The following is a 21,042-nucleotide window of genomic DNA, read 5'->3' as shown; positions in this document are numbered from 1 at the left end:
CTGGATAACCGCGAGAACTAGCGTATTTGCGACACATCTGATCCGGAGCGACATACCCAAACGGGGTATCTGCCCTTACCTTGCTTATGTCGACCAACTCCCCGTGCTGAGGCTGTCCGGTGAATGTTCGGTCAATTCTGCGCGAAACGGCAACGCGTCATGTATCCGAATGCCGCTGACCAATTCAAACCGCCAGCCACGTTGTGCACCTTGAAACACCGCGATGTCTGGATGCTGTTCCTGCAGAATGTCTACCGTTCCTGTCAGCATCAGCACATCGCCGGTTTGATAGTCTGGGAACAAAAGCCCCGCTCGCGGCGTGACCAGAAAATTTCCCAGCGTGTTGAAGAAGTTGTTTCCTTGAAAGTCCGGCACCAGAAGGCTGTTGCCTTGCACGTTCACAAACCCCGACCGCCCACCGCGATGCGAAACGTCAACGCTGCGATCCTTATCGGTGTCGGCATAGCTTGCGACATAGAATGCGTTGGCTGAGGCGACCATGTCACGCGCGGCGGTGTCCAGTTCATTGAACCGCTCGCTTTTTGAGTGCTTCGAGTTGCTGCCCGGCTCTCGGATGAAGTCAATGTCATGCGTTTGAATGTATTTCGGACAATTCCCGAAAGACTGCGTCACATCCAACAGTATGCCGGTCTCTGATACTTTACCAATCGTTGCATTCAGACGATTCCGCCGCCGCGTCGAAAGCTCGAGCCCCAGCAAACCCAGTGGCGCGTCGCAAACCAGAGCGTCAGCCAATGGATCGTTGGGATGAGGCCTGGCCTGTACCCTCAACTGTCTGTCATTTGGTGAGGACAAAAATCCTGGCTGGCCCGACAGGGTCGATGCCCAGGGCCAGCCATCTTGATCAACACTGCCCAGAAATACAAAGGGCAGCTGTGCAAAGAATTCACGATGCTGGTCCGGCATGAACGGGCGGATCACCGTCCGACCTATCTTCTCCATTCTGTCCTGTTTCCCGATACGGCGCTGCATCTCGCGCTCACCGCGGTGAAACGGAGAATACTCGGTTTGAAGGGGCGCGTTCATGGCGGACCTCGCGGTGTCTTTTGGGTTCAGATGCTGCTTTAGGCGGCGTTTAGCCCGGCTGCGGTTTTGGGCATTGGTACAAAACCTTCCAGCGCCTCGATATTGGCTAGCAGGCGCCGCACATTCGGGTAGGGTTCCAACGAAACATCGCCTTCGGGGGCGTGGGCGGTGTAACTGTAGATGGCCACATCAGCGATTGTGGGCCGATCACCGACCAGCCAATTGCGCCCGTCCAGATGTGCGTCCAGTTTGCCCAGCACTTTGGCTGCTGTTGCATGGGTAAACGCCTTGTCTAATGGTGCGTTGAACACATTGATCAACCGGGCGGCTGCGGGGCCAAAGGCGATCTCGCCAGCGGCAAGGGTCAGGAATTTCTGAACCTCAGCCTCAAGCACCGGATCATTGGGCAGATAGTCTGGGGCGTATTTGCGGGCAAGGTAAACAAGGATCGCGTTGCTGTCGCACACGACAACATCGCCGTCCTCTAAAACCGGAACTTGCCCTGCAGGGTTCAAGGCCAGAAATGCATCCTGTTTGTGCGCCCCGCCCGCCAAATCCACATTTACAACGTCATGAGGAATATGGGCCAGACTGGCGAACAAAACTGCCCGGTGGGCGTGGCCAGACAGTGGAAAGCTGTGAATGCGGAGAGGATGTGTCATCAGATGGCTCCTTCTTTTCGATTGCATTGGAGTCAAAGATAACTTGCTGAGAGTTGGGCGATAATATACTCATTTATTGAATTACTATGAACATAGTGTAGATAATGGACACCATCGCAGGAATGCGCGTTTTTATGGCTGTCGCAAGCCATGCATCGTTTACAGACGGTGCCCGACAGGTCGGCATCAGCACGAAACTGGCCAGTAAATACATAGGGCAACTGGAGCAGCGTCTGAATGCTCAGCTTCTTCATCGCACCACCCGCAGTGTTACCCTGACCGAGACCGGCAAGGCCTATTTCGAACGTTGCCTACCGCTATTGGAGCAATTCGATGAGTTGGAAGGGCTAGTCCAAAAACGTCAGACCGAATTGGCCGGTCGCATCCGCATAACGGCCCCAACCGGTTATGGATCGGCCGAGCTGGTTCACCTGCTCAAACCCTTCCAGGATGAACATCCCGGCGTTCTGATCGAACTGCATTTGTCTGATCACCATGTGTCCCTGGTGGATGAAGGGTTTGATCTGGCCATTCGCTTTGGGGTTCTGAAAGATTCCTCGCTGGTGGCGCGTAAGTTGACCGATATGCGTATCGTTTGCTGTGTTGCGCCGGACTACCTGGATCGCATGGGCCCTCTGGAAACACCAGAAGATCTGTCACAGCACAATTGCCTGCTGCAAACGACGGGCAATGTGATTGACAGCTGGGATTTCAAAACCTCGGATGGAAAGCTCTCTGTTCCAGTCTCGGGCAATTTCCGCGCCAATTCGCCCCGCGCGGTAGCGAACATGGCCGCTGATGGGTTGGGAATCGGGAGGGTGCCTTTGTACACCGCAAAACCGTTCTTGGCGGAAGGACGGCTGAAATTGATCTTGGAATCTTATGAAGCCCGAGTACTAGGCCTATACGCCACCTACCCGCCAAACCGGCATCTGACCGCCAGAATTCGCGCACTGATCGACTACTTGGTGACTGCTCTGGCGCATTCATAGCGGTTTTTAGCGGCATATACTGGCGGCACATCTGTCAAAACAATTGTTCAAAGCTTGGCATTGAAAAATATCTACCTAATAGTAGATATATAACAAGATACTGATATAATACTCTACCTTTCCCGAGAAGGAATCTCCTATGGAACTGAACTCCGATTTTTCCGCCCGCGTCGTTGTCCACTCGGACCAGATTGATTGGTTGCCCTCGCCCATGAAGGGCGTTGACCGTCGGATGCTGGATCGGATCGGAGGCGAAGTGGCCCGAGCGACCACCATTGTGCGTTATGCACCAGGCAGTTCGTTCTCGGCCCACACCCATACCGGAGGCGAAGAATTCATCGTACTGGACGGGGTGTTTCAAGACGAACACGGCGATTTCCCTGAAGGTACCTATGTGCGCAATCCACCAACCTCGTCTCACACACCCGGTTCAGAGCCCGGATGTACGATCTTTGTCAAACTCTGGCAGTTTGACATGGAGGATCGAACGCAGTTCCGCAAAACCATGGCGGAGGAACTTAGCGCGCCAGTCAATGGCGTTGCGACAGCACTACTGCACGAAGATCCCCGCGAACGCGTCACCTACAGCCATCTTGATCCAGGTGCGGAACTGACCTCAGATGCAGCTGGTGGTCATGAGCTGTTGGTCATAGGTGGCCAGATCACTTCGGGCGGGGATACTTTGGCTAAAAACGCATGGCTTCGGTTGCCCGACGGCGAAAACCTGACGGCTGTGGCAGGTCCTGATGGTGCAAAGGTCTGGATGAAGACCGGCCATCTGCCCTATGCCAAAGCGCCTGCAGCGTGATCGCGCCATGCACATGAGCTCGCGACCCAGACTACGGACGCAGACCCTGATCATCGGGGGCGGTCTTTCGGGCCTGAGCCTCGCGGCAGAGCTGACGCGACAAGGGCATGACTTTGTTTTGGTTGAGGCTCGGGATCGCCTGGGCGGTCGTATTCTGACCTGGCATATTGGCGATGCCGGCTATGATCTGGGTCCTGCCTGGTTCTGGCCCGGTCAGCCAAGGATTGCAGACTTGATCGGCCAGCTTGGTCTATCCTGGTTCGATCAGCATTATGCAGGCGAGCTGACCTATAAGGACGAACATGGTAGCGTGTCGCGGGGCCTTGGATTTTCATCCATGCGGGGATCACTGCGATTGGACGGCGGCTTTGGTGCGCTGATCGACACTTTGGCGGCAAGCGTCCACCCGGACCGGATTCAGCTGTCGATGCCAATACAACAGATCGCGCGTGGCGAAGATGGTGTGATTGTAACAGCTGCCGACGGCCGGACCGTTCACGCTGACCGGGTTGTGCTTGCCCTGCCCCCGCGGGTTGCTGCGCAGTTGTCTTTTGTGCCCGCGTTGCCTGACAAAGCGCTGAGTTCGATGCTAGCGATTCCTACTTGGATGGCGGGTCAGGCCAAGGCCGTTGCAATCTACGCATCGCCCTTCTGGCGCAACGCCGGACTGTCCGGCGACGCGATGAGCCGTCGGGGTCCGATGGTTGAAATCCATGATGCCTCGCCCGCCCAAGACGGGCCTTATGCGCTATTCGGTTTTGTCGGATTGCCGCCGCAGTCGCGCAAAGATCAGATGCGTCTGCGCCAACTGGTCTTGGATCAACTCGTGCGGCTGTTCGGGCCAGAGGCTGCACAGCCGCTGGACCTGATTGTCAAAGACTGGGCCGATGACCCGTTCACGGCAACACTGGAAGATCAGCAACCGCTATTCAGTCACCCAACCTATGGCCTGCCCTCACCCCTGATGGATCTTTGGGACCAGGCGCTGATTTTCGCCGGGACCGAGGTTGCCCCCCAGTTCGGTGGATACGTTGAAGGTGCATTGGAAGCCGCGGAACAGGCCGCAAGGCTTATCATTTACCAAAAGGTTGAGTTGTCATGATGACCGATACGAAAACAGCCCTTCTGAACGTCGCCGAGCAGGCCGCGCGTACCCGTGGGTTTGATGGGTTCAGCTATGCAGATCTGGCCGATGCGGTCGGCATTCGCAAAGCATCGATCCACTATCATTTTCCGACCAAGGCAGCACTATCTGCCGCGTTGATGGATCGATACCATGACGCACTGAAGGCCGATTGTGATCGGATCGATGCCGCCTGGCCAACTGCGGGCCAGCGTCTGCTGGCGCTGATCGATATCTACCGGGACGCGCTAAGCGGTGGCAAAACGTTGTGCCTGTGCGTGGCCTTGATCGGTAGCCGCGAAAGCTTGTCGGATGAGGTGATCCAAAAGATATCTGAGTTCCGAGCAATGATGGTGAACTGGCTGATCCGAGTGTTCGAACTGGCGGCGCAGGATGGGTCTATTTCATCTTTGGGCGCCGCCCCAGCCGAGGCCCGCGCGGCTCTTGCCCTCTTGGAAGGGGCACATTTGACCGCACGGGCTGAGGAAAGTACCTCGAGCTTCAATCAGGCCGTTGAATTGCTTGAGGCGCGGTGTTGAGCGCGGTCGACAGCTGAGGATCAGAACGTCGCGCGGGCCCGCATCGCGTTGGCCCCGTCATGGCGGCGGGCCCAAAGGTCCAAACCATCTTCACTCGCCCTGCTTTGCAGTTGAAATGGTGCCATCCCGGTGATGGGAGATAGGCCTCTGAATGCGAATGTTTTCAGCGGTCTACCGACGCTCCGACTGGCTAGATCGGCCAATAGTGTCGCTGTCAACGGGCCGTGAAAAACCAGCCCACTGTACCCTTCGACGGTGCGGGCATAGTCCACGTCGTAGTGGATGCGGTGGCCATTGAAAGTCAGGGCCGAATAGCGGAACAGCATGACCTCGGACGGCGTAACAATTTCCGAAACCTCTGTGTCGGCAGGCGCGACAGGTTGCGCGGGTTTTGGTGCGTTGGGTTTTGGATCTTCGCGATAAACGATGTCATGCTCCTCGGTCAGGGCAAGCGTGCCATCTTCGGCCAGAACCTCATGCATCACCGTGACAAAGCACAGTTCCCCGCTGCGCCCGCTTTTTTCAGTGATGGCTTTGATGGTCGAGCGTTTCTTGACACGCGCCCCCAGCAGCAAGGGTGTGTGAAACGTAAATCGACCCCCTGCCCACATGCGCCGAGGCAATGCAACAGGTGGCAAAAAACCGCCCTTCTTCGGGTGCCCGTCCCGCCCTAGCTGATCCAGAGGTTTGGCATCGAGAAAGTAGAGCCAATGCCACAGCGGGGGGAGCGGATCGCCAATCCCCAAGCTGGGCTTCTGCCCCAGCGTGGCCTGCATGAACCGCGCTGGTTCGGGACGCAGGATGTCGCTGTGGCTTTCGCTGCGCCCGATCCAACTGTCGAAAGTATTTGGCATAGTAAGCCTAAAGCTTGCGCCACTTACGATCCGTGGCTGATCGGGTCACACTAGGATCGCACGGTGCCAACGACAAGACTGAGCACGCGATGACTTGGATCAGTCGATGATTGCAATCGGCTGGCCCAGCGTGTCAGCATCGGGCGTGATACCCAAACCGGGGCCCTCGGGCGGAGTGATGCGGCCATTCTGACGCACGGGGCAATCCGGAGCCAAGCGAGGTCCGACATAGTGGCTTAGGTCGCAAGTATTCATAATGCCGCGCGTGGGTGTCGATGCTGCAAGATGCAGCACGGCCGCCGTTGTGATATCGCTGCCCCAAGTGTCTTCGATGCACATCTGGGTGCCCAGCGTCAGACACAGGTCGCGGATTTGCCGCATCGCAGACAGGCCACCCATCTTGGACAGTTTCAACGCCGCCGCCTGCATGCAGCCCAGTTGGTGCGCCTCAAGCACCGAGGTGATGTCATGGGCGTTTTCGTCGATTTTCATCGGCAGGCCTGTTGCGCGCTGGACATGGGCGCATTCATGCAAAGTGGCGCAGGGCTGTTCCAGCATTACGTCCAGATGGGATGCCGCCCGCCCAACCCGGATAGCCGTCAGCGCATCGCAGCCGCAATTCCAATCGCCGTAAACCAGGGGACCTGACCCAACGGCTTCGCGCACCTTGGCCAGACGTTCCACATCCGCTTGCCAGTCGTCGTCCGCGCCTAGCTTCACTTGAAACTGGCGCATGCCGTTGTCGTAAGCGTCGCGTGCCATTCGGGCCATTTCATCCGGCGCGACGCAGGTGATCGAGTGATAGAGCGGCATGTCCTTGACCTGTCGCCCGCCCAACAGGCAGTACAGTGGTAGGTTCGCCGCCTGTGCTGTCAAATCCCACAGGGCCATATCGATGGCCGATTTGGCATAGCCATGGCCATACAGGTAGGTGTTCGCGCGCTCCATCAACGCCTCGGGGCCAATCGGATCGGCCCCGATCAAAACCGGGGCCAGTTCCATGACGGCAGGCACTACGCCCTTGGCATAAGCAGGCAGATAATGCGGAATGGGGCAGACCTCACCCCATCCTTGCAGTCCGGTATCGGTATCGATCCGCACCACCACCGAGGTGGTGGTGTCGCAGGTTTTTCCGTCTGCCATGTAGTAGGTCTCATGGCTGGTCAGGGGGACTTCCCACAGCGCGATGCGCGTGATCTTCACTTCAGGCTTCCTCTACTTGTTCAAGCTGTGGGGCGTCGGTGCGCGGCAGCAGGCTGGCCGGGTCATAGGCTGGCTCACCCAGAATGCGCCCTTTGCGCGGCTTGCCCGCTATGATGACTTCGATCTCGGTGCCGGGTACATGCGCGTGCGGTTTGATATAGGCGAAGGCCAGGATTTTACCGACCGTATGGCCATAAGCGACCGAGGCTGTGGCGCCCACGATTTCACCATTCGCAACAACGGCTTCGCCGCCATGGCCGTCCTCGACCCCGTCCGGTTCGATCTCCAGATAGGCGCAGATCCAGGGCATCTCACCTGTCTCGGCCTGTTGTGCACTGACCCGCGTGGCCTCGACACCCAGATAGTCTTTGTCCAGCTTCATGAACCGGCCCACATTGGCCTCGGGCAGCGTGACCTCGTTGGTCAATTCACCCGCACCGGGGAAAGCTTTCTCCATCCGCATCGCGTTCATCGCGAAGGACCCGTAATTGACGATGCCAAAGGGCGCACCTGCGGCCCAGAGCGCGGTATAGACGTCGACACAAGCCGCGTCGGGCATGTGTAACTCCCAACCCAATTCGCCCGCATAGGACATCCGGAACGCCCATACCTTGTGGCCTGCAACGGTGATTTCCCGCGCCGACAGCCAGCGGAAACCGGCATTCGACAGATCTGCATCGGTGCATTGCGCCAGAACGTCGCGTGATTTCGGGCCGTTCAACGACAGGGCCGACCATCCGGCGGACAGGGCCGTGATGGTTACGTCCTCATCGGCGCGGTTGTGGTTCAAGTGGTCCAGCAGACGCTGTTCGAAGAAGGCGGCGCAGACTAGGTAGAACCGATCATCCGCCATGCGCACCAGCGTGGTTTCCAACTCGACCCGACCCCGGCGGTTCAGCATATGGGTCAGCGTGATCGAGCCGGTTTTCTGCGGCATCTTGTTGGCGGTCAGACGGTCCAACAATGCGTATGCGTCCGGACCCGAAACCTCGACCTTGGTAAAGGCGGTGACATCCATGATGCCGACGCCTTGGCGCACGGCTTTCACCTCGGCCCCGACCACATCATGCACCACGTTGCGGCGGAAACTGTAGTGATCGCGCTGCTCGATGCCGTCCGGCGCAAACCAGCGGGGGCGCTCGAACCCATAAACCTCTTCATACACCGCGCCCTTTTCTTTGAGGATTTCATAGAGCGGTGACGGCTTGATCGGGCGACCTTCCAGTCGGTTGAAATGGGGGAAGGGAATCTCGTGGCGGAGTTTGTAATCCTCATGCGCTTTGATGACCTGCCAGTCTTTTTTGGCATAGCTGCCAAAGCGGCGTGGGTCGTAGTCGCGCATCGAAATGTCAGCCGCTCCGTAGACCATCCACTTGGCGAGTTCGCGGGTCAGGCCGGGGCCCCAGCCGATCCCGATCTGAGTGCCGCAGCAACACCAGTAGTTCTTGACGCCCGGCGCGGGGCCAACCATCGGGTTGCCGTCGGGCGGATGGCTGATCGCGCCATGCACTTCACGGGTGATACCCAGCTCAGCAAAGATCGGCATGCGTTCCAGAGAATTCTCCAACCATGGCATCACGCGGTCATAATCGGCCTCGAACAGCCAGTTCTCGTAGTCCCAGGGGCATTCGTCGTGCCAGACGGAGTTCGAGTTCTCTTTCTCGTAAATCCCGATCAGGCCTTTTTTCTGCTCCATCCTGATATAGCCCGAGACCATCTTGTCGTCGCGGATCACGGGCAGTTCGGTGTCCAGATCCTGAAATTCGGGCACATTCTCGGTGACAAAATAGTGGTGCGTCATCGAGGTCATCGGCAGTTGCAAGCCCGACCATTCGCCCATCTGGCGCGCGTAGGTGCCGCCGGCATTGACCACATGCTCACAGGTGATAGTGCCTTTTTCGGTCTCAACCACCCACTCGCCCACATCGTTCTGAGAGATGTTGGTGGCGTGGCAATGGCGGAAGATGCGTACCCCTTTCTGACGCGCGCCGGTGGCCATGGCCATGGTCACATTCGACGGATCCACATGGCCATCGTCCGGGGTGTAAAGCGCGCCCAGAACGCCATCCAGATTATAGAACGGGTGCTTTTCTGCGATGAACTCGGGCCCGACCAGCTCGATATTGAACCCCAGCGAGCGGCCCACGGACAGGGTATGGCGTAGCCAGTCCATCTCATCCTCGGTATAGGCCAAACGGAACGAGCCGCAGCCGTGCCAGGTGACGGCCTGCCCGGTCTCTTCCTCAAGCGTCTTGGAATAGAGGCCAATGTTGTAGTCGACCATCCGCCCCAGTCCGTAGGAACTGGTGGAATGGGTGATCTGCCCGGCTGCGTGCCATGTCGACCCGCTGGTCAGTTCAGCCTTTTCCAGCAGGATCGTGTCTTCGCCCCAGCCTTCATGCCCCAGATGATAGGCCAGGCCACAGCCCATAACGCCGCCGCCAACAATGACGACCTTCGCACGCTGCGGCAGTTCTTTTTTGGACATTACAAAATTCCTGTTCGAGAGTCGCAGATTTCTGTGGATTTGATATTCAAACAAATGTACCACGGTCAATGAAAAATGATACAAATGATTGCGGCACAGGTTTTTGAGACCGAATTGGCTGCTTATCGCTAAGGCTTTGTTACGAGGTCAGAGAATGAATACACCGCTCACCCATTCGCTGGAGGCCAACTATTACACCGATCCAGCCGTCTTCCAGAATGAGATGAACGGGCTATTGTCTCGTACCTGGCAATTTGCAGGGCATGCGGCAGACATCCCGAATGTGGGTGACTATTTTGCCTTTCAGATCGCCGGGCAGAACCTGTTTGCCATTCGTGGCCGGGATGAGGTGATCCGCACTTTCTACAATGTCTGCCAGCACCGCGCGCATGAGATGGTGACGGGCACGGGCAACACTCGCGTGGTCGTTTGCCCCTACCACCAATGGACCTATGAGCTAACCGGCGGGCTGCGCGCCGGACCGAATATCAAGAAGGTTCCCGGATTTGATCGTGAGAAAATCTGCCTGACCGAGGTTCGGACCGAAATTTTCCTAGGCTTTATCTTTGTCAATTTGGACAAAGACGCCGCGCCAATGGACGACTGGTATCCCGGTGTGCGGGAAGAGATTGCCGCATTTGTTCCCCAGATTGACGAGTTGGCACCGTTGGAATGGGTTGAAATCCCAGAGAACTGCAATTGGAAAGTCTCGGTCGAGAACTACTCGGAATGCTACCACTGCCCGACCAACCACCCGACATTTGCAGAAGGCGTAGTGAAACCCGAAACCTACAATATTCAGCCCGATATGGGTGGTGGCTATGTTTTGCGCCACACAACCGAGTGTCAGAGCCTAGAAAAGATGACTTATCCCATCGACATGTCAGTGCCACATGCGGGCGACTACCAGTCATGGTTCCTGTGGCCGATGTTCTCGTTCCAGTGTTATCCAGGTAATGTATTGAACACCTATCACTGGCGCGCTGAATCCGTTGATACCTGTACGGTCTGGCGAGGCTGGTACACGGAGGGCAGACATGAAAGCGATGTGATCCGCGGGCTGGCGGTTCAGGATCGTGAGACAACCGTGGCCGAAGATATCCGCCTGGTCGAATCCGTATATCGCGGTCTGAAATCCAAGGGATATGTTCCCGGGCCTCTGGTTCTAGACCCCGATGGCGGAGTGATGAGCGAGCATTCGATCGCTCGGCTACAGCAATGGATGCGCGACGCGGTCGATTGATCTATGTGAAAATCTGGAATTGTGATCTGGTTGCAGGCAAAGGGTCGCGTGGCCTTCAAAGTATTGAAACAGGAGAGAAATGATGGACAACGATCTGTTCGAAAAGGGGCTACAGCAGCGCAAGGCGACGCTGGGGGCCGACTATGTCGAAAAGAACCTGGCCGCCGCCGATGATTTTAGCCGCCCTTTTCAAGAGGCAATGACCGCCTGGTGCTGGGGTTTTGGTTGGGGTGACGACACGATTGATGCCAAGACCCGCTCGATGATGAACCTGTCGATGATCGGCGCGCTGGGAAAGATGCATGAGTGGGAAATTCACTGCAAAGGCGCTTTGAACAATGGTGTCACCAAAGAAGAGATCCAGGCCATCATCCACGTGATTGGCATTTATTGCGGCGTGCCGCAATCGCTGGAGTGTTTCCGCGTTGCTCGAAAGGTTCTGGACGAGCGCGGCCTTCTCTGACCTGCTGCCAGTTCAGTTCAGATTGCGCGGCAGCTCTTCAAACCAATGCTGTTCATGGACAGATTCGGTGCCTTCAAAAGCGCGCAAGGTTGCGGTGATCTGCCAGTTCTTCGGCGAAGCAGTCATGCAAACTTCGGTTTCGGTTCGGATCGACCAATCGCCGCGTGACATCTGGTAGACCCAACGCGTCTTGCCTTCTGCGCCCGCCGGGTTCTGAGCGGAAGCGCTAAAGACTTCGCGGCCTTGCACCTCGATCTCAAGGCCATTTTGCACGATCCTGTAACGGCCCGTCTCATGTCTTGTGTCGACGATCACAATATCGCGGACCACATCATGAGTGATGCTTCGGCCGCCTGCACCTTCCGCCAACGTCACTGTTTCAAGCGGTGCGGCTTGCTCGGGCCCTGGATAGGCGTGAAGCGTTTCATCTAGCGGACTTGGTTGCCGGTCCGGCAGCGTCAGACAACACTGATCCAGATTGAGCGTCAGGGTCGCGGCTTCGGGTGTTGGCCAGATCAATGGGAAATAGCTGGTGGAAAGCGCAACACGGATGCGATTGCCGACGCCGAACCGGTGGGCGATGGCGCGTAATGGAACCTCGATTTCATAGTTCTGTCCTGGCACCAAAGCCTCGGGAGTTTCGTGGCTATTGCGGTGGGTCAGGTTCAATACGGCATAGGTCACGCGTGATGATGACCCGCTGGGCAAAACTTCGTTCAGGCGCACGGCGATTTGCGCAACCGGCTTGTCGGATGAAAAGGCCAGTCGCAGCACCGGTTGGCCCACAATGTCGAATGAGTCCGAGAGGGGTGCGCTGTCAAAGCAGGCCGACAGCGCATCGTCACGCCGCTGATCGCCGGGCAAGTCCCCATCGCTGGCAAAGGCGCACCAGAACCCAGCATAGCCACCCGACATGACAGGTGAGTTCACTGATACTGTTCCCGATCCGGGGGCATCGGTCGCCAAGGTACCTTCGGCGCTTGGGTACCAGTCAGATGACCCTATGGCTGGCGATGGCCAGTTGCTTTCTGCCACCCAGTGCCCGTCGCGGTGGGTCATCGCTTCCTTCGGCTCGGTGCTGTGCTGCATGTAAAGGCGCAGCATTGGCTCATCCATGATGCCGGTGTCATGCCCTTTCAGCCAATGATCCCACCAACGCAGAACCTCTTGCAGGAACCCCATCTGAGGACCGGGCAAGCCGGCATTTGGCATCAGATGTGCCCAGGGCCCGATCAGCCCTTTGCGCGGCCCTTGCAGATGTTCCATCATGCGAAACACCGCAGGATAATACCCGTCCGCCCAGCCTGAGACTGCAAAGACTGGGATTTTGATGCGTGAGAAATCCTCGCACACCGATCCGTGTTTCCAGAACGCATCGCGGGTTTGGTGCTGCATCCAGGTTTTTAGCCAAAGCCCCGAGCCACGCAGGCGGTCCAACCACATTTCGCGCCAGCGTTCACCCACATTTGCCGGGTCTGGCGGCATGGTGTTCTTGCCAAACATTATCGAGGACCACGTCAATTGCTCGCCCAGCACGCAGCCCCCGGAGTAGTGGATATCATCGGCATAGCGATCATCGGTTGAACACAGGGTCATGACGGCCTTCAACGCAGGCGGTTGCAGAGCTGCGATCTGCAACCCATTGAACCCGGACCACGATTTCCCGGTGATCCCGACCTTGCCATCGCACCAGTCTTGTTCAGCGATCCAAGCGATCACTTCGCACCCGTCTTGCAGCTCCTGAGGGGTGTATTCATCGGTCAGTACGCCTTCGGAATCGCCGCTGCCGCGCAAATCGACACGGACAACTGCATAGCCGTGCCCTGCGAGATAGGGATAAAGCGTCACATCCCGCTCGGCCATGATGTCATTCTTGCGATAGGGCTGAAACTCGAAGATCGCAGGCACCGGCTGTGACGGGGCACTTTTGGGCATCCAGATGCGCGCACCCAGTCGGCAGCCATCCGACATTGGAATCTCGACGTGATAGATTTCTTCAACAGAATTGGGGAATTGCGAGACAATCTTCATGTGTGAACCAGCCTATCCGTGGATGACAGAGGCAGCATAGCCGCAGTTGATTCATTACAATCCGATATACGTTGGCATGTCATCCTAAAACCTGTGCCGGATTCTGGCCAAACGCCTTCGTTGTGCTGTCAGCCGAGCGCCTTTGTCGTTTGTCGGTGTATCAGGCGGACATCTGTTCGGGTTTCGACCTCGGGCATCTCGTCCTTTTGCAGCCAACACAAGATCGTATCTGCCACTTGTCGCCCAAAGGCCTCAACGCCGCAGTGAACCGAGGATAGCGCGGGCCAACATTCTGACGCCTCGCGAATGTCGTCGAACCCGATGATCTGAAAGGAATTTCCGATCTCAACGCGGGCCTCGTGGCAGGCGTTGATCATTCCGAAGGCCACCAAATCGTTGAAACACAGTGCAGCATCGCAATCGGGGTGGTTCCTGAACAGATCAATCGCTGCTGAGTGCCCAAACGCGCGACTGGTTTTGCCCGTCATGACAATCGGGTCCAAACCACTTTCCTGTATAACCTCGAGATAGCCTGAGAAGCGTTCCTGGGTGACCTGCCGCCCCTCGAGCCCGCCCACAAAGGCAACCCGGCGTGCGCCGGCGTTCAATAGGTGCTGGGCAGCGGCCTGCCCCCCCGCGCGATAGTCAGGGGCGATGAAGGGGTGTTTGCCCGTCTCGTTTTCGACCTGACGCAGGACCTGCATCATCGGGATACCAGCACGCTCGACAGCCTCAAGTGTTTTTGAGACATCCCCGTAAGCAGGGGACAGGATCAGGGCTGAAACACCGTGCTCCAACATCGCGGTGACCACCTGGTCCTGAATATTGGGGTCTTCATTGGTGTTGGCGACCACCACCGCATAGCCCCGCGACCCCAAAGCCATTTGCAGCGATGTGGCGAATTCGGTGAAGAACGGGTTGGTCAGATCGTTGATCACCAGCCCGATCAGCGCGTTCCCGGTTGACCTCAGATTGGCCGCGGATCGGTTATAAACATAACCGATCTCTTTCATCGCTGCATGAACTAGCGTTCGGGTTTCCGCTTTGACCTGCGCGCTGCCCTGCAACACAAGGCTGACCGTGGATTTCGACACGCCCGCCTTGTTGGCGACATCTATGATCGTCGGTCTGCGCATTCAGTCTATTGATCTACCCCATGCAGCTTCAGCAATGTTGTCATCCGCGCTGTAGCCCGATCCGGGTCCGAGAGCAAACCCGCCTGATCTGCAAGCCGGAACACTTCGGCGTAATGGCAGATGTCGCGGCTGGATTGGAACCCGCCGGGCATAATGAAATGGGACTGCGCGCCGTTCAGCCAAGCCAGATAGGCAATCCCGGCCTTATAGAACTGCGTCGGTGCGCGGAAGATTTCACGGCTGAGCGGCACAGTCGGCACAAACAGCGCGTGGTAGCGATCCATATCATTCTGCGCCAGGGCCTCAAGCGCCTGAGCGGCCGCCGGGGCGATGGCTGCAAAAATACCTAGCAGGGCATGAGAATAGCGGCTCCCATCCCCAGCAATCAGATCGGCATAGTTGAAATCATCCCCGGTATAGAGGCGCACACCGTCCGGCAGGCGCTTCCGAAACGCCTCTTCATGCGCCTGATCGAGTAGTGAAATTTTGATACCATCGACCTTGCCGGGGTTTTCAGCGATCAAAGACAGCACAAAATCGCTGGCCTGATCCACATCCGTACTCCCCCAATATCCAGTCAAAGCCGGATCGAACATGTCGCCCAGCCAATGCAGGATCACAGGTTCCGCTGCCCCATCGATCAGCGCGCGATAAACGTCGTGATACGTGTCCGGTTCGGCATTGATGGCCGGAAAGGCGCGTGAGGCCATCAGGATCAGTTGACCACCTGCGGCCTCTATGGCCTCGGCCTGATGCTCGTAAGCCGACAGGATTTCCCTGGCTGTGTTCAAGGCACTAAGAGGTACATGATCCGTCCCGGCCCCGCAGGCAACGCGTGGCGACAGGGGGTGCGCTTTGGCGGCCACCATCGTGCGCTGGATCAGTTCCAGCGCTGTTTCCCAATCGACACCCATGCCGCGTTGGGCGGTGTCCATCGCCTCGGCCAGCCCAAGGCCCTGATCCCACAGACCCTGCCGGAAGTTCAGGGTCGCATCCCAGTCCACGGCTGGTCGACCATCCCACGGGTTCCGCTCGGCCAGCGGGTCAGAAACCACATGGGCGGCCGCGAAAGCGGTACGTGTCAAAGCCACCCGTGGCGCGCGAGCGACCAAAGGCGTTCCGGTCAGTGTGTAACCTTCCAACTGTCCGTGGCGGTTTGGCAAGATTATTGTCATCGCCTCAGACCTCCAGATCCAATACCAGAATGCCGTCGATGCCCCCCACTGCATTTGCCACCAATTGCGCACCGCAAGCCTTGTGATCCTCGTTCGCCTGATAGGTCGCCAAAGCGTCCCAATCGTCGAAATCGATCACAAACCCATGCATATAGCCGCGCTCGATCTGTTCCGGGCTTTGACTGCGACCCCCGGTGAAACCTTTGGCACCGGGCAGAGTTTCAGCCACCTTGGCCAGCCCGCTGTAGATTTGGGCGACCGTCTCTTCGGTCACATCCGGGCGGAATTTCGTCAGAACGATATGACGGATCATTGCGTAAATCCTTGATCTTGCTTGATCATATCGGCGGCTTTCTCGCCGATCATGATCGTGGGCGCGTTGGTGTTCGAAGAATTAACTGTTGGCATGATTGAGGCGTCGGCCACGCGCAGACCCTCGATCCCGTTAAAGCGCAGGCGGGGGTCCAGAACAGCCTTGTCATCCTTGCCCATGCGACAGGTACCCGCGCAGTGGTGCGAGGTTTTGGAATGCACGCAGATGAAGTCGAAATACTCCTGCTCGGTCTTTACAGTCGGACCGGGCAGACGTTCAGCCAGAACATATGGCTTCAACGCATCCTGCGCGAGGATGTTCTGCACCAGTTTCAAACCCCGGATCGACATCTCTCGGTCATATGGATCGGCCAGATAGTTCGGATCGATTAACGGCATTGCCGCTGGATCGGCGCTTTGTAACCGCACCGTCCCCCGAGACCGGGGTCGCAGGAAACAGGCGTTCAGGGTAACGCCGCCATTGGGCATCGCTTCGACCCCCGCTTCGATCCCGGTTCCCAGTCCCAGATGCATTTGAATGTCGGGCGAACGGGCGTCGGGGTCGGCGTACCAGAAGCCGCCGGTTTCAAACAGGCTGGACGCCACTGGCCCTTTGCGGGTGAACAGATATTGCAGCCCGGCCCAGGCCGACAGGTGCAGCTTGGCGAAGCGGTCGTAAGTGTGCGGGCCGGTGACCTCGCAAATTGAATAGAGGTCGAGGTGGTCCTGCAGATTCTCCCCAACCTGTGGCTGGTCATAGACTGCCTTGATCCTGAGGCTTTCCAGATGATCCGCTGGTCCGATCCCGGACAGTTGCAGCAGGCGGGGTGAGCCGATGGCGCCGGAAGACAAAATTACCTCGCGCGCGGCTGTGATCTTTTCGCCGCTCATCATCTCAACGCCGGTTGCCCGTCCTTTCTCGACCATGATCTGACGGACCTGAGCGTCCATACGCACGGTCAGGTTCGGACGGTTCCGATTGGGTGCCAGAAACGCCATCGCTGCCGAGGACCGTCGCGCATTGCGTTGGGTCAGCTGGTAATACCCGGCCCCGTCCTGTTTCGCGCCGTTCACATCCCGCGTTTCGGGGATGCCAATCTGCCCGGCGGCCCTGATATAGGCATCGCAAATCGGCAAAGGGGCGGCGGGCATCGACACGCCCAGCGGACCGCCCTTGCCGTGGAACTCATTGTCGTAGCTGTCGTTATCCTCAGATTTCTTGAAATAGGGCAGAACGTCGTCATAGCCCCAGCCCTCGCACCCCATCTGCTTCCAGTCGTCATAATCCTGAGCAGCGCCGCGTGTGTAGATCTGGGCATTGATGGCCGATCCGCCGCCGATCACCTTGGCCTGGGTGTAGTTGAATACCTTCCCCTGCATGTGCTTCTGCGGCACCGTCGACCAGCCCCAGCTGCCAATGCCTTTGGTCATCTTCGCAAAGCCCGCAGGCAGGTGGAAAAACGGATGGCGGTCAGAGGATCCTGCCTCTAACAGCAGGACCTTGGCCGAGGGTTCCTCGGACAATCGCGCGGCAATGAGCGAACCTGCCGAGCCGCCGCCGATCACGATGAAATCATATCCTTCAGACATCTTGTCCTCTGAGTTCCTTACAGGCGCGAGATCGAAAGCCCGCCATCGACGGGGATCGCGGCCCCGGTGGCGAATTGTATCTGGCCTTCCACGATGGGGAGGATGACCGAGCCGATATCCTGCGGCTCACCCCACCGCGCGGCGGGCACCAGCCCGCCTTCGATCCGGTCGGTGTATTTGTCGCGCACACCAGCCGTCATTTCCGTGGCGATGATGCCGGGGCGGAGTTCGAACACGCCGATCCCGTGCGGGGCCATCCGCACCGCAAACAGCTGCGCCATCATCGCGGCGGCGGCTTTGGACACGCAGTATTCTGCGCGCTCGATAGACACCATCGTGGCGCTGACCGAGGTGACAAAGGTGATGGAGCGGTAGCGGTCCTGAGGTTGCGCCAACATCCGTCGCGCGACCTCTTGCGCCAGAAAGAAGGCACCGCGAAGGTTGATGTTCTGCACGAAATCCCAGTTCTGGGGTTTCAGGTTCAGCATGTCGCCACGTGCCGGCGCACCGACGCCCGCGTTGTTGATCAGCGCGGTGATTGGGCCTAGCTGGGCCTCGACCTGATCCAACAAAACGGGCACGTGATCGATCTGGGACACATCATGCTGCACATAGATCGCGCCCGGCCCCAATTCGGACAAAGCGTTCCGGACCACTGGTTTGTCCGGGGCAGACCGTGACGCCAGCGCCACCTTGTACCCAGCCGCGATTAATGCGCGCGAGATGCCAAGGCCGATGCCTTGCTGGCCCCCTGTGACCAAAGCAACTCCGGTCATGCTGCAAACTCCGTCTCTAAGATGTGGCGACCGGCGCGCAAGGCCAGCGCCGCGATGGTCAGGGCCGGATTGACGGCAGCCGAGGTCGGCAGGACCGAGGCGTCAACGATGAACAGGTTCCGGTGGTCATGGCTGCGGCAGTACGGGTCCACCACGCTGCTGGTTGGATCGCGCCCCATCCGGGCTGTCCCGCATTGGTGCGAGGGCGTGCGCCGGTCGAAGGGCCGCGACAGGACAATCGGAAACCCAGCCCGGCGCAGGTGCTGTTTCAGCTTGGCCACCAGTGCCTCATGCGCCTGCCAGTTCGAGCGTTTCCAGTCCAACCGGATCTGGTCACCCGTGATCGTCACCCGGCTGTCGGGGTTGGGCAGGTCTTCGGACATGGCGTAGAAATCGAAGCTGCGGTTTGCGATCAGCGCAGCTACTGGGCCGGGAAGCCTGGTCTGAGACGCCAGGATCGGACCAGTGATCTTGCCCAGCATCTGAATATTGCCCAACGGCGCGCCGCCCTGCCCGTCATCATTGTAGTAGTCGTTGAACATCAACGTCTTCTGATAGACCGCGCGGTTGCGGCGCAGCGGATGCAAAGCCAGAACCGCCGAGCAATTGTGGTTCATGAAGTTGCGCCCAACCTGATCGGATCGGTTCGCCAATCCGGCGGGGCAATTGTCATTGGCGGATTTCAACAACAGCGCGGCGGACTGAACCGCCCCGGCAGATAACACGATCATCGGCGCGTGCAGGGTACCGTGCCCCTTGACCTCAACACCTGCGATGTGCCCGTCCTTGTCGCTCAGCAGTTTTTCGGCGGGTGCGTTGGTCAATAGTTCGACATTCTCATGCTTCAGGGCGTCCGCCAGAGCGCAGGTTTCGGCGTCCATTTTGCCACCGCAGGTGTTCGGAAACGCATCCCACGTGGTTTGCCCGGCCGAAAGCCAGCGGTCGATATCCACCCCCAAAGGGACAGATGCGGGCGACAGCCCCGCCCCGCGCAAACGCGCGCGCAGATCCGCGATGTCAGGCTCATCGGCCACGGGAGGATGCGGGTAAGCGCCGCTAGGCGGCGGCTCGGTCGGGTCCTCATCGGCGGTTCCGCGCACTGCATAAAGCTGTTCAGCCGCCGTGTAGTCCGGTTCCAGATCTCCGTAGCGAAGAGGCCAGCCAGGAGAGCGACCGCCCATATGCTGGCGCGGTTCAAAATCCTCGGCTCGGTAGCGGATCAGGGCGGCGCCGTAGAATTTCGAGTTGCCGCCAACGCAGTAATAGTTGCCCGGGCTGAAAGGCTGCCCTTCGCCATCCAGCCAAGTTTCATCGGGGCGGAAATGCCCATGCCCAAAGATTGCCTTGGGGTCCCGATCCACGGGCGACGGGCGCAGATGCTCTCCCCGCTCAAGGATCAGAATACGGCGGCCCGAGGGGGCAAGTGCTGCGGCCAGCGTTGCCCCACCGATCCCAGATCCGATGATTATGACATCCGGGTTTGTCACGGAACAATCCGCATCTCGCTTTCCGGGTCAAAGGCCACGGCCTTTTCCATATTGACGGCAAAGTCGAAATCCTGTCCCGCCGCAACCTCAGCGTCCGAGCGCATCCGGGCGATAACATCGCGGCCCCCCAACTGCATCGAGACAAAGGTGTCCGAGCCTGCGGGTTCGGTAACAACAATCCGGTTGGTCATCTGCGCAATGTTCGAGGATTTCCGGTCTGCACCATCCATATCGGTGATGGTTTCCGGTCGGATGCCCAACAGGATATCGCGCCCATCCCAAGCGGCCAGATTGTCTTGGCTGAACGGCAGTTGCGCCATTGATCCATCATGGGTGGCAACCTCGGCATGGGGACGACCGTTCAGCATGGCCACTTTCGCGGGCATCACGTTCATTGCGGGTGAGCCCATGAAGGTTGCCACAAAGATATTGGCCGGGGTGTCGTAGATTTCCTGCGGGGTTCCGAGTTGCTGCACATAGCCGCCATTCATCACGGCGATGCGGCTGGACAGGGTCATCGCCTCGATCTGGTCATGGGTCACGTAAACGATGGTCGTGCCAAGATTCTGATGCAGCTTCTTGATCTCGGTCCGCATATCGACACGCAGCTTGGCGTCGAGGTTGGACAGAGGCTCGTCAAACAGGAACACATCCGGTTCCCGCACCAACGCGCGCCCCATGGCAACGCGCTGACGCTGACCGCCTGACAATTGGCCGGGCTTGCGGTCCAGCAACTGCTCGATCTGCAGTAGAGTGGCGACTTCGTGCATTGCCTTGTCGCGTTCGGGCTTTGGAACGCCGTGCATCTCAAGCCCGAAGGTGATGTTCTGCCCGACCGTCATGTTCGGATACAAAGCATAGCTTTGGAATACCATGGCGATGTTACGGTTCGACGGGTGCACCCCATTCATCACCTGATCTTTGATACGGATCTCGCCGCTGGTGATCTCTTCCAGCCCCGCGATCATGTTCAGCAGGGTCGACTTGCCACAGCCCGAAGGGCCGACAAGCACCAGGAACTCTCCCTCCTGCACAGAGATGTCGACCTTGTGCAGAACCTCAACCGCCCCATAGGATTTGGTTGCGTTGTCTATGTCCAGAAAACCCATGAGG

19 protein-coding genes are annotated in these 21,042 nt (G+C 58.3%); 6 read left to right on the top strand and 13 right to left on the bottom strand.

What is annotated here, in order from left to right:
• Positions 1–84 precede the first annotated feature (84 nt).
• Together ABLN87_RS11105 and ABLN87_RS11100 are read right to left on the bottom strand one after the other, a co-directional pair.
• Positions 85–1,047: a pyridoxamine 5'-phosphate oxidase family protein gene (locus ABLN87_RS11105; protein WP_353010159.1), complete on the bottom strand. Its 963-nt coding sequence runs from the start codon at positions 1,045–1,047 to the stop codon at positions 85–87.
• Positions 1,048–1,085: 38 nt separating this feature from the next.
• Entirely contained in the window at positions 1,086–1,709 is a 624-nt protein-coding gene (locus tag ABLN87_RS11100) for a glutathione S-transferase family protein (protein ID WP_353010158.1), read from the bottom strand.
• Positions 1,710–1,813: 104 nt separating this feature from the next.
• Here ABLN87_RS11100 and ABLN87_RS11095 point away from each other — a divergent pair, with 104 nt between their 5' ends.
• The 4 genes from ABLN87_RS11095 (at position 1,814) to ABLN87_RS11080 (ending at position 5,171) form a co-directional block, all read left to right on the top strand.
• Positions 1,814–2,701: a LysR family transcriptional regulator gene (locus tag ABLN87_RS11095; protein WP_353010155.1), complete on the top strand. Its 888-nt coding sequence runs from the start codon at positions 1,814–1,816 to the stop codon at positions 2,699–2,701.
• Positions 2,702–2,840: 139 nt separating this feature from the next.
• Positions 2,841–3,509, top strand: a complete 669-nt coding sequence (locus tag ABLN87_RS11090; protein WP_353010153.1) for a cupin domain-containing protein — start codon at positions 2,841–2,843, stop codon at positions 3,507–3,509.
• Positions 3,487–4,611 carry a flavin monoamine oxidase family protein gene (locus ABLN87_RS11085; protein WP_353010150.1) on the top strand — a complete coding sequence of 375 codons (1,125 nt, stop codon included), beginning with the start codon at positions 3,487–3,489 and terminating at the stop codon, positions 4,609–4,611. Before ABLN87_RS11090 ends, ABLN87_RS11085 begins: the two co-directional genes overlap by 23 nt.
• Complete coding sequence (locus tag ABLN87_RS11080; protein WP_353010148.1) at positions 4,611–5,171, top strand: TetR/AcrR family transcriptional regulator; 561 nt, start codon at positions 4,611–4,613, stop codon at positions 5,169–5,171. The genes ABLN87_RS11085 and ABLN87_RS11080 overlap by 1 nt, the downstream gene beginning before the upstream one ends.
• 20 nt (positions 5,172–5,191) lie before the next feature.
• On the opposite strand, the gene ABLN87_RS11075 is transcribed toward ABLN87_RS11080, so the two are convergent.
• The 3 genes from ABLN87_RS11075 to ABLN87_RS11065 form a co-directional block, all read right to left on the bottom strand.
• Positions 5,192–6,025, bottom strand: coding sequence for an FAS1-like dehydratase domain-containing protein (locus tag ABLN87_RS11075; protein WP_353010147.1), 834 nt, complete (start codon positions 6,023–6,025; stop codon positions 5,192–5,194).
• Positions 6,026–6,124: 99 nt separating this feature from the next.
• On the bottom strand, positions 6,125–7,228 hold the full coding sequence (locus tag ABLN87_RS11070; RefSeq protein ID WP_353010144.1) for a mandelate racemase/muconate lactonizing enzyme family protein: 1,104 nt from the start codon (positions 7,226–7,228) through the stop codon (positions 6,125–6,127).
• Position 7,229: 1 nt separating this feature from the next.
• Positions 7,230–9,716 (bottom strand): FAD-dependent oxidoreductase, encoded by a 2,487-nt coding sequence (locus ABLN87_RS11065; RefSeq protein WP_353010142.1) that lies wholly within the window; start codon positions 9,714–9,716, stop codon positions 7,230–7,232.
• Positions 9,717–9,870: 154 nt separating this feature from the next.
• Here ABLN87_RS11065 and ABLN87_RS11060 point away from each other — a divergent pair, with 154 nt between their 5' ends.
• Together ABLN87_RS11060 and ABLN87_RS11055 are read left to right on the top strand one after the other, a co-directional pair.
• Positions 9,871–10,959, top strand: a complete 1,089-nt coding sequence (locus ABLN87_RS11060) for an aromatic ring-hydroxylating oxygenase subunit alpha (protein ID WP_353010140.1) — start codon at positions 9,871–9,873, stop codon at positions 10,957–10,959.
• A gap of 79 nt (positions 10,960–11,038) precedes the next feature.
• On the top strand, positions 11,039–11,422 hold the full coding sequence (locus ABLN87_RS11055; RefSeq protein WP_417750396.1) for a carboxymuconolactone decarboxylase family protein: 384 nt from the start codon (positions 11,039–11,041) through the stop codon (positions 11,420–11,422).
• Between the two features lie 12 nt (positions 11,423–11,434).
• Here ABLN87_RS11055 and ABLN87_RS11050 read toward each other — a convergent pair whose 3' ends face one another.
• The 8 genes from ABLN87_RS11050 to ABLN87_RS11015 all read right to left on the bottom strand — a co-directional run bounded on the left by ABLN87_RS11050 (position 11,435) and on the right by ABLN87_RS11015 (position 21,038).
• Positions 11,435–13,453 (bottom strand): CocE/NonD family hydrolase, encoded by a 2,019-nt coding sequence (locus ABLN87_RS11050; protein WP_353010136.1) that lies wholly within the window; start codon positions 13,451–13,453, stop codon positions 11,435–11,437.
• Positions 13,454–13,581: 128 nt separating this feature from the next.
• Positions 13,582–14,589, bottom strand: coding sequence for a LacI family DNA-binding transcriptional regulator (locus ABLN87_RS11045; RefSeq protein ID WP_353010135.1), 1,008 nt, complete (start codon positions 14,587–14,589; stop codon positions 13,582–13,584).
• Positions 14,590–14,594: 5 nt separating this feature from the next.
• Positions 14,595–15,764 (bottom strand): dihydrodipicolinate synthase family protein, encoded by a 1,170-nt coding sequence (locus ABLN87_RS11040; protein WP_353010132.1) that lies wholly within the window; start codon positions 15,762–15,764, stop codon positions 14,595–14,597.
• Between the two features lie 4 nt (positions 15,765–15,768).
• Positions 15,769–16,077, bottom strand: coding sequence for a Dabb family protein (locus ABLN87_RS11035; protein ID WP_353010129.1), 309 nt, complete (start codon positions 16,075–16,077; stop codon positions 15,769–15,771).
• A complete protein-coding gene (locus ABLN87_RS11030; protein ID WP_353010126.1) occupies positions 16,074–17,666 on the bottom strand; it encodes a GMC family oxidoreductase in 1,593 nt (530 codons plus the stop codon). Before ABLN87_RS11030 ends, ABLN87_RS11035 begins: the two co-directional genes overlap by 4 nt.
• Before the next feature lie 17 nt (positions 17,667–17,683).
• Positions 17,684–18,442 carry a 3-ketoacyl-ACP reductase gene (locus ABLN87_RS11025; RefSeq protein ID WP_353010125.1) on the bottom strand — a complete coding sequence of 253 codons (759 nt, stop codon included), beginning with the start codon at positions 18,440–18,442 and terminating at the stop codon, positions 17,684–17,686.
• Positions 18,439–19,929 (bottom strand): GMC family oxidoreductase, encoded by a 1,491-nt coding sequence (locus ABLN87_RS11020; protein WP_353010123.1) that lies wholly within the window; start codon positions 19,927–19,929, stop codon positions 18,439–18,441. The genes ABLN87_RS11025 and ABLN87_RS11020 overlap by 4 nt, the downstream gene beginning before the upstream one ends.
• Entirely contained in the window at positions 19,926–21,038 is a 1,113-nt protein-coding gene (locus ABLN87_RS11015) for an ABC transporter ATP-binding protein (RefSeq protein WP_353010120.1), read from the bottom strand. The genes ABLN87_RS11020 and ABLN87_RS11015 overlap by 4 nt, the downstream gene beginning before the upstream one ends.
• Positions 21,039–21,042 lie beyond the last annotated feature (4 nt).

Origin of the sequence: Ruegeria sp. SCP10, assembly GCF_040329495.1 — a bacterium.
Classification (GTDB): domain Bacteria; phylum Pseudomonadota; class Alphaproteobacteria; order Rhodobacterales; family Rhodobacteraceae; genus Ruegeria.
The sequence above is the reverse complement of the archived record's forward strand: the minus strand, read 5'-3'. Positions and strand labels throughout refer to the sequence as shown.

Bases quoted from the DNA above. Each gene is read 5' to 3' on its own strand.
- ABLN87_RS11050 (WP_353010136.1), bottom strand. From the start codon at position 13,453: ATGAAGATTGTCTCGCAATTCCCCAATTCTGTTGAAGAAATCTATCAC.
- ABLN87_RS11060 (WP_353010140.1), top strand. From the start codon at position 9,871: ATGAATACACCGCTCACCCATTCGCTGGAGGCCAACTATTACACCGAT.
- ABLN87_RS11055 (WP_417750396.1), top strand. From the start codon at position 11,039: ATGATGGACAACGATCTGTTCGAAAAGGGGCTACAGCAGCGCAAGGCG.
- ABLN87_RS11100 (WP_353010158.1), bottom strand. From the start codon at position 1,709: ATGACACATCCTCTCCGCATTCACAGCTTTCCACTGTCTGGCCACGCC.
- ABLN87_RS11105 (WP_353010159.1), bottom strand. From the start codon at position 1,047: ATGAACGCGCCCCTTCAAACCGAGTATTCTCCGTTTCACCGCGGTGAG.
- ABLN87_RS11090 (WP_353010153.1), top strand. From the start codon at position 2,841: ATGGAACTGAACTCCGATTTTTCCGCCCGCGTCGTTGTCCACTCGGAC.
- ABLN87_RS11035 (WP_353010129.1), bottom strand. From the start codon at position 16,077: ATGATCCGTCATATCGTTCTGACGAAATTCCGCCCGGATGTGACCGAA.
- ABLN87_RS11085 (WP_353010150.1), top strand. From the start codon at position 3,487: ATGCCAAAGCGCCTGCAGCGTGATCGCGCCATGCACATGAGCTCGCGA.
- ABLN87_RS11015 (WP_353010120.1), bottom strand. From the start codon at position 21,038: ATGGGTTTTCTGGACATAGACAACGCAACCAAATCCTATGGGGCGGTT.
- ABLN87_RS11075 (WP_353010147.1), bottom strand. From the start codon at position 6,025: ATGCCAAATACTTTCGACAGTTGGATCGGGCGCAGCGAAAGCCACAGC.
- ABLN87_RS11065 (WP_353010142.1), bottom strand. From the start codon at position 9,716: ATGTCCAAAAAAGAACTGCCGCAGCGTGCGAAGGTCGTCATTGTTGGC.
- ABLN87_RS11030 (WP_353010126.1), bottom strand. From the start codon at position 17,666: ATGTCTGAAGGATATGATTTCATCGTGATCGGCGGCGGCTCGGCAGGT.
- ABLN87_RS11025 (WP_353010125.1), bottom strand. From the start codon at position 18,442: ATGACCGGAGTTGCTTTGGTCACAGGGGGCCAGCAAGGCATCGGCCTT.
- ABLN87_RS11045 (WP_353010135.1), bottom strand. From the start codon at position 14,589: ATGCGCAGACCGACGATCATAGATGTCGCCAACAAGGCGGGCGTGTCG.
- ABLN87_RS11040 (WP_353010132.1), bottom strand. From the start codon at position 15,764: ATGACAATAATCTTGCCAAACCGCCACGGACAGTTGGAAGGTTACACA.
- ABLN87_RS11080 (WP_353010148.1), top strand. From the start codon at position 4,611: ATGACCGATACGAAAACAGCCCTTCTGAACGTCGCCGAGCAGGCCGCG.
- ABLN87_RS11095 (WP_353010155.1), top strand. From the start codon at position 1,814: ATGGACACCATCGCAGGAATGCGCGTTTTTATGGCTGTCGCAAGCCAT.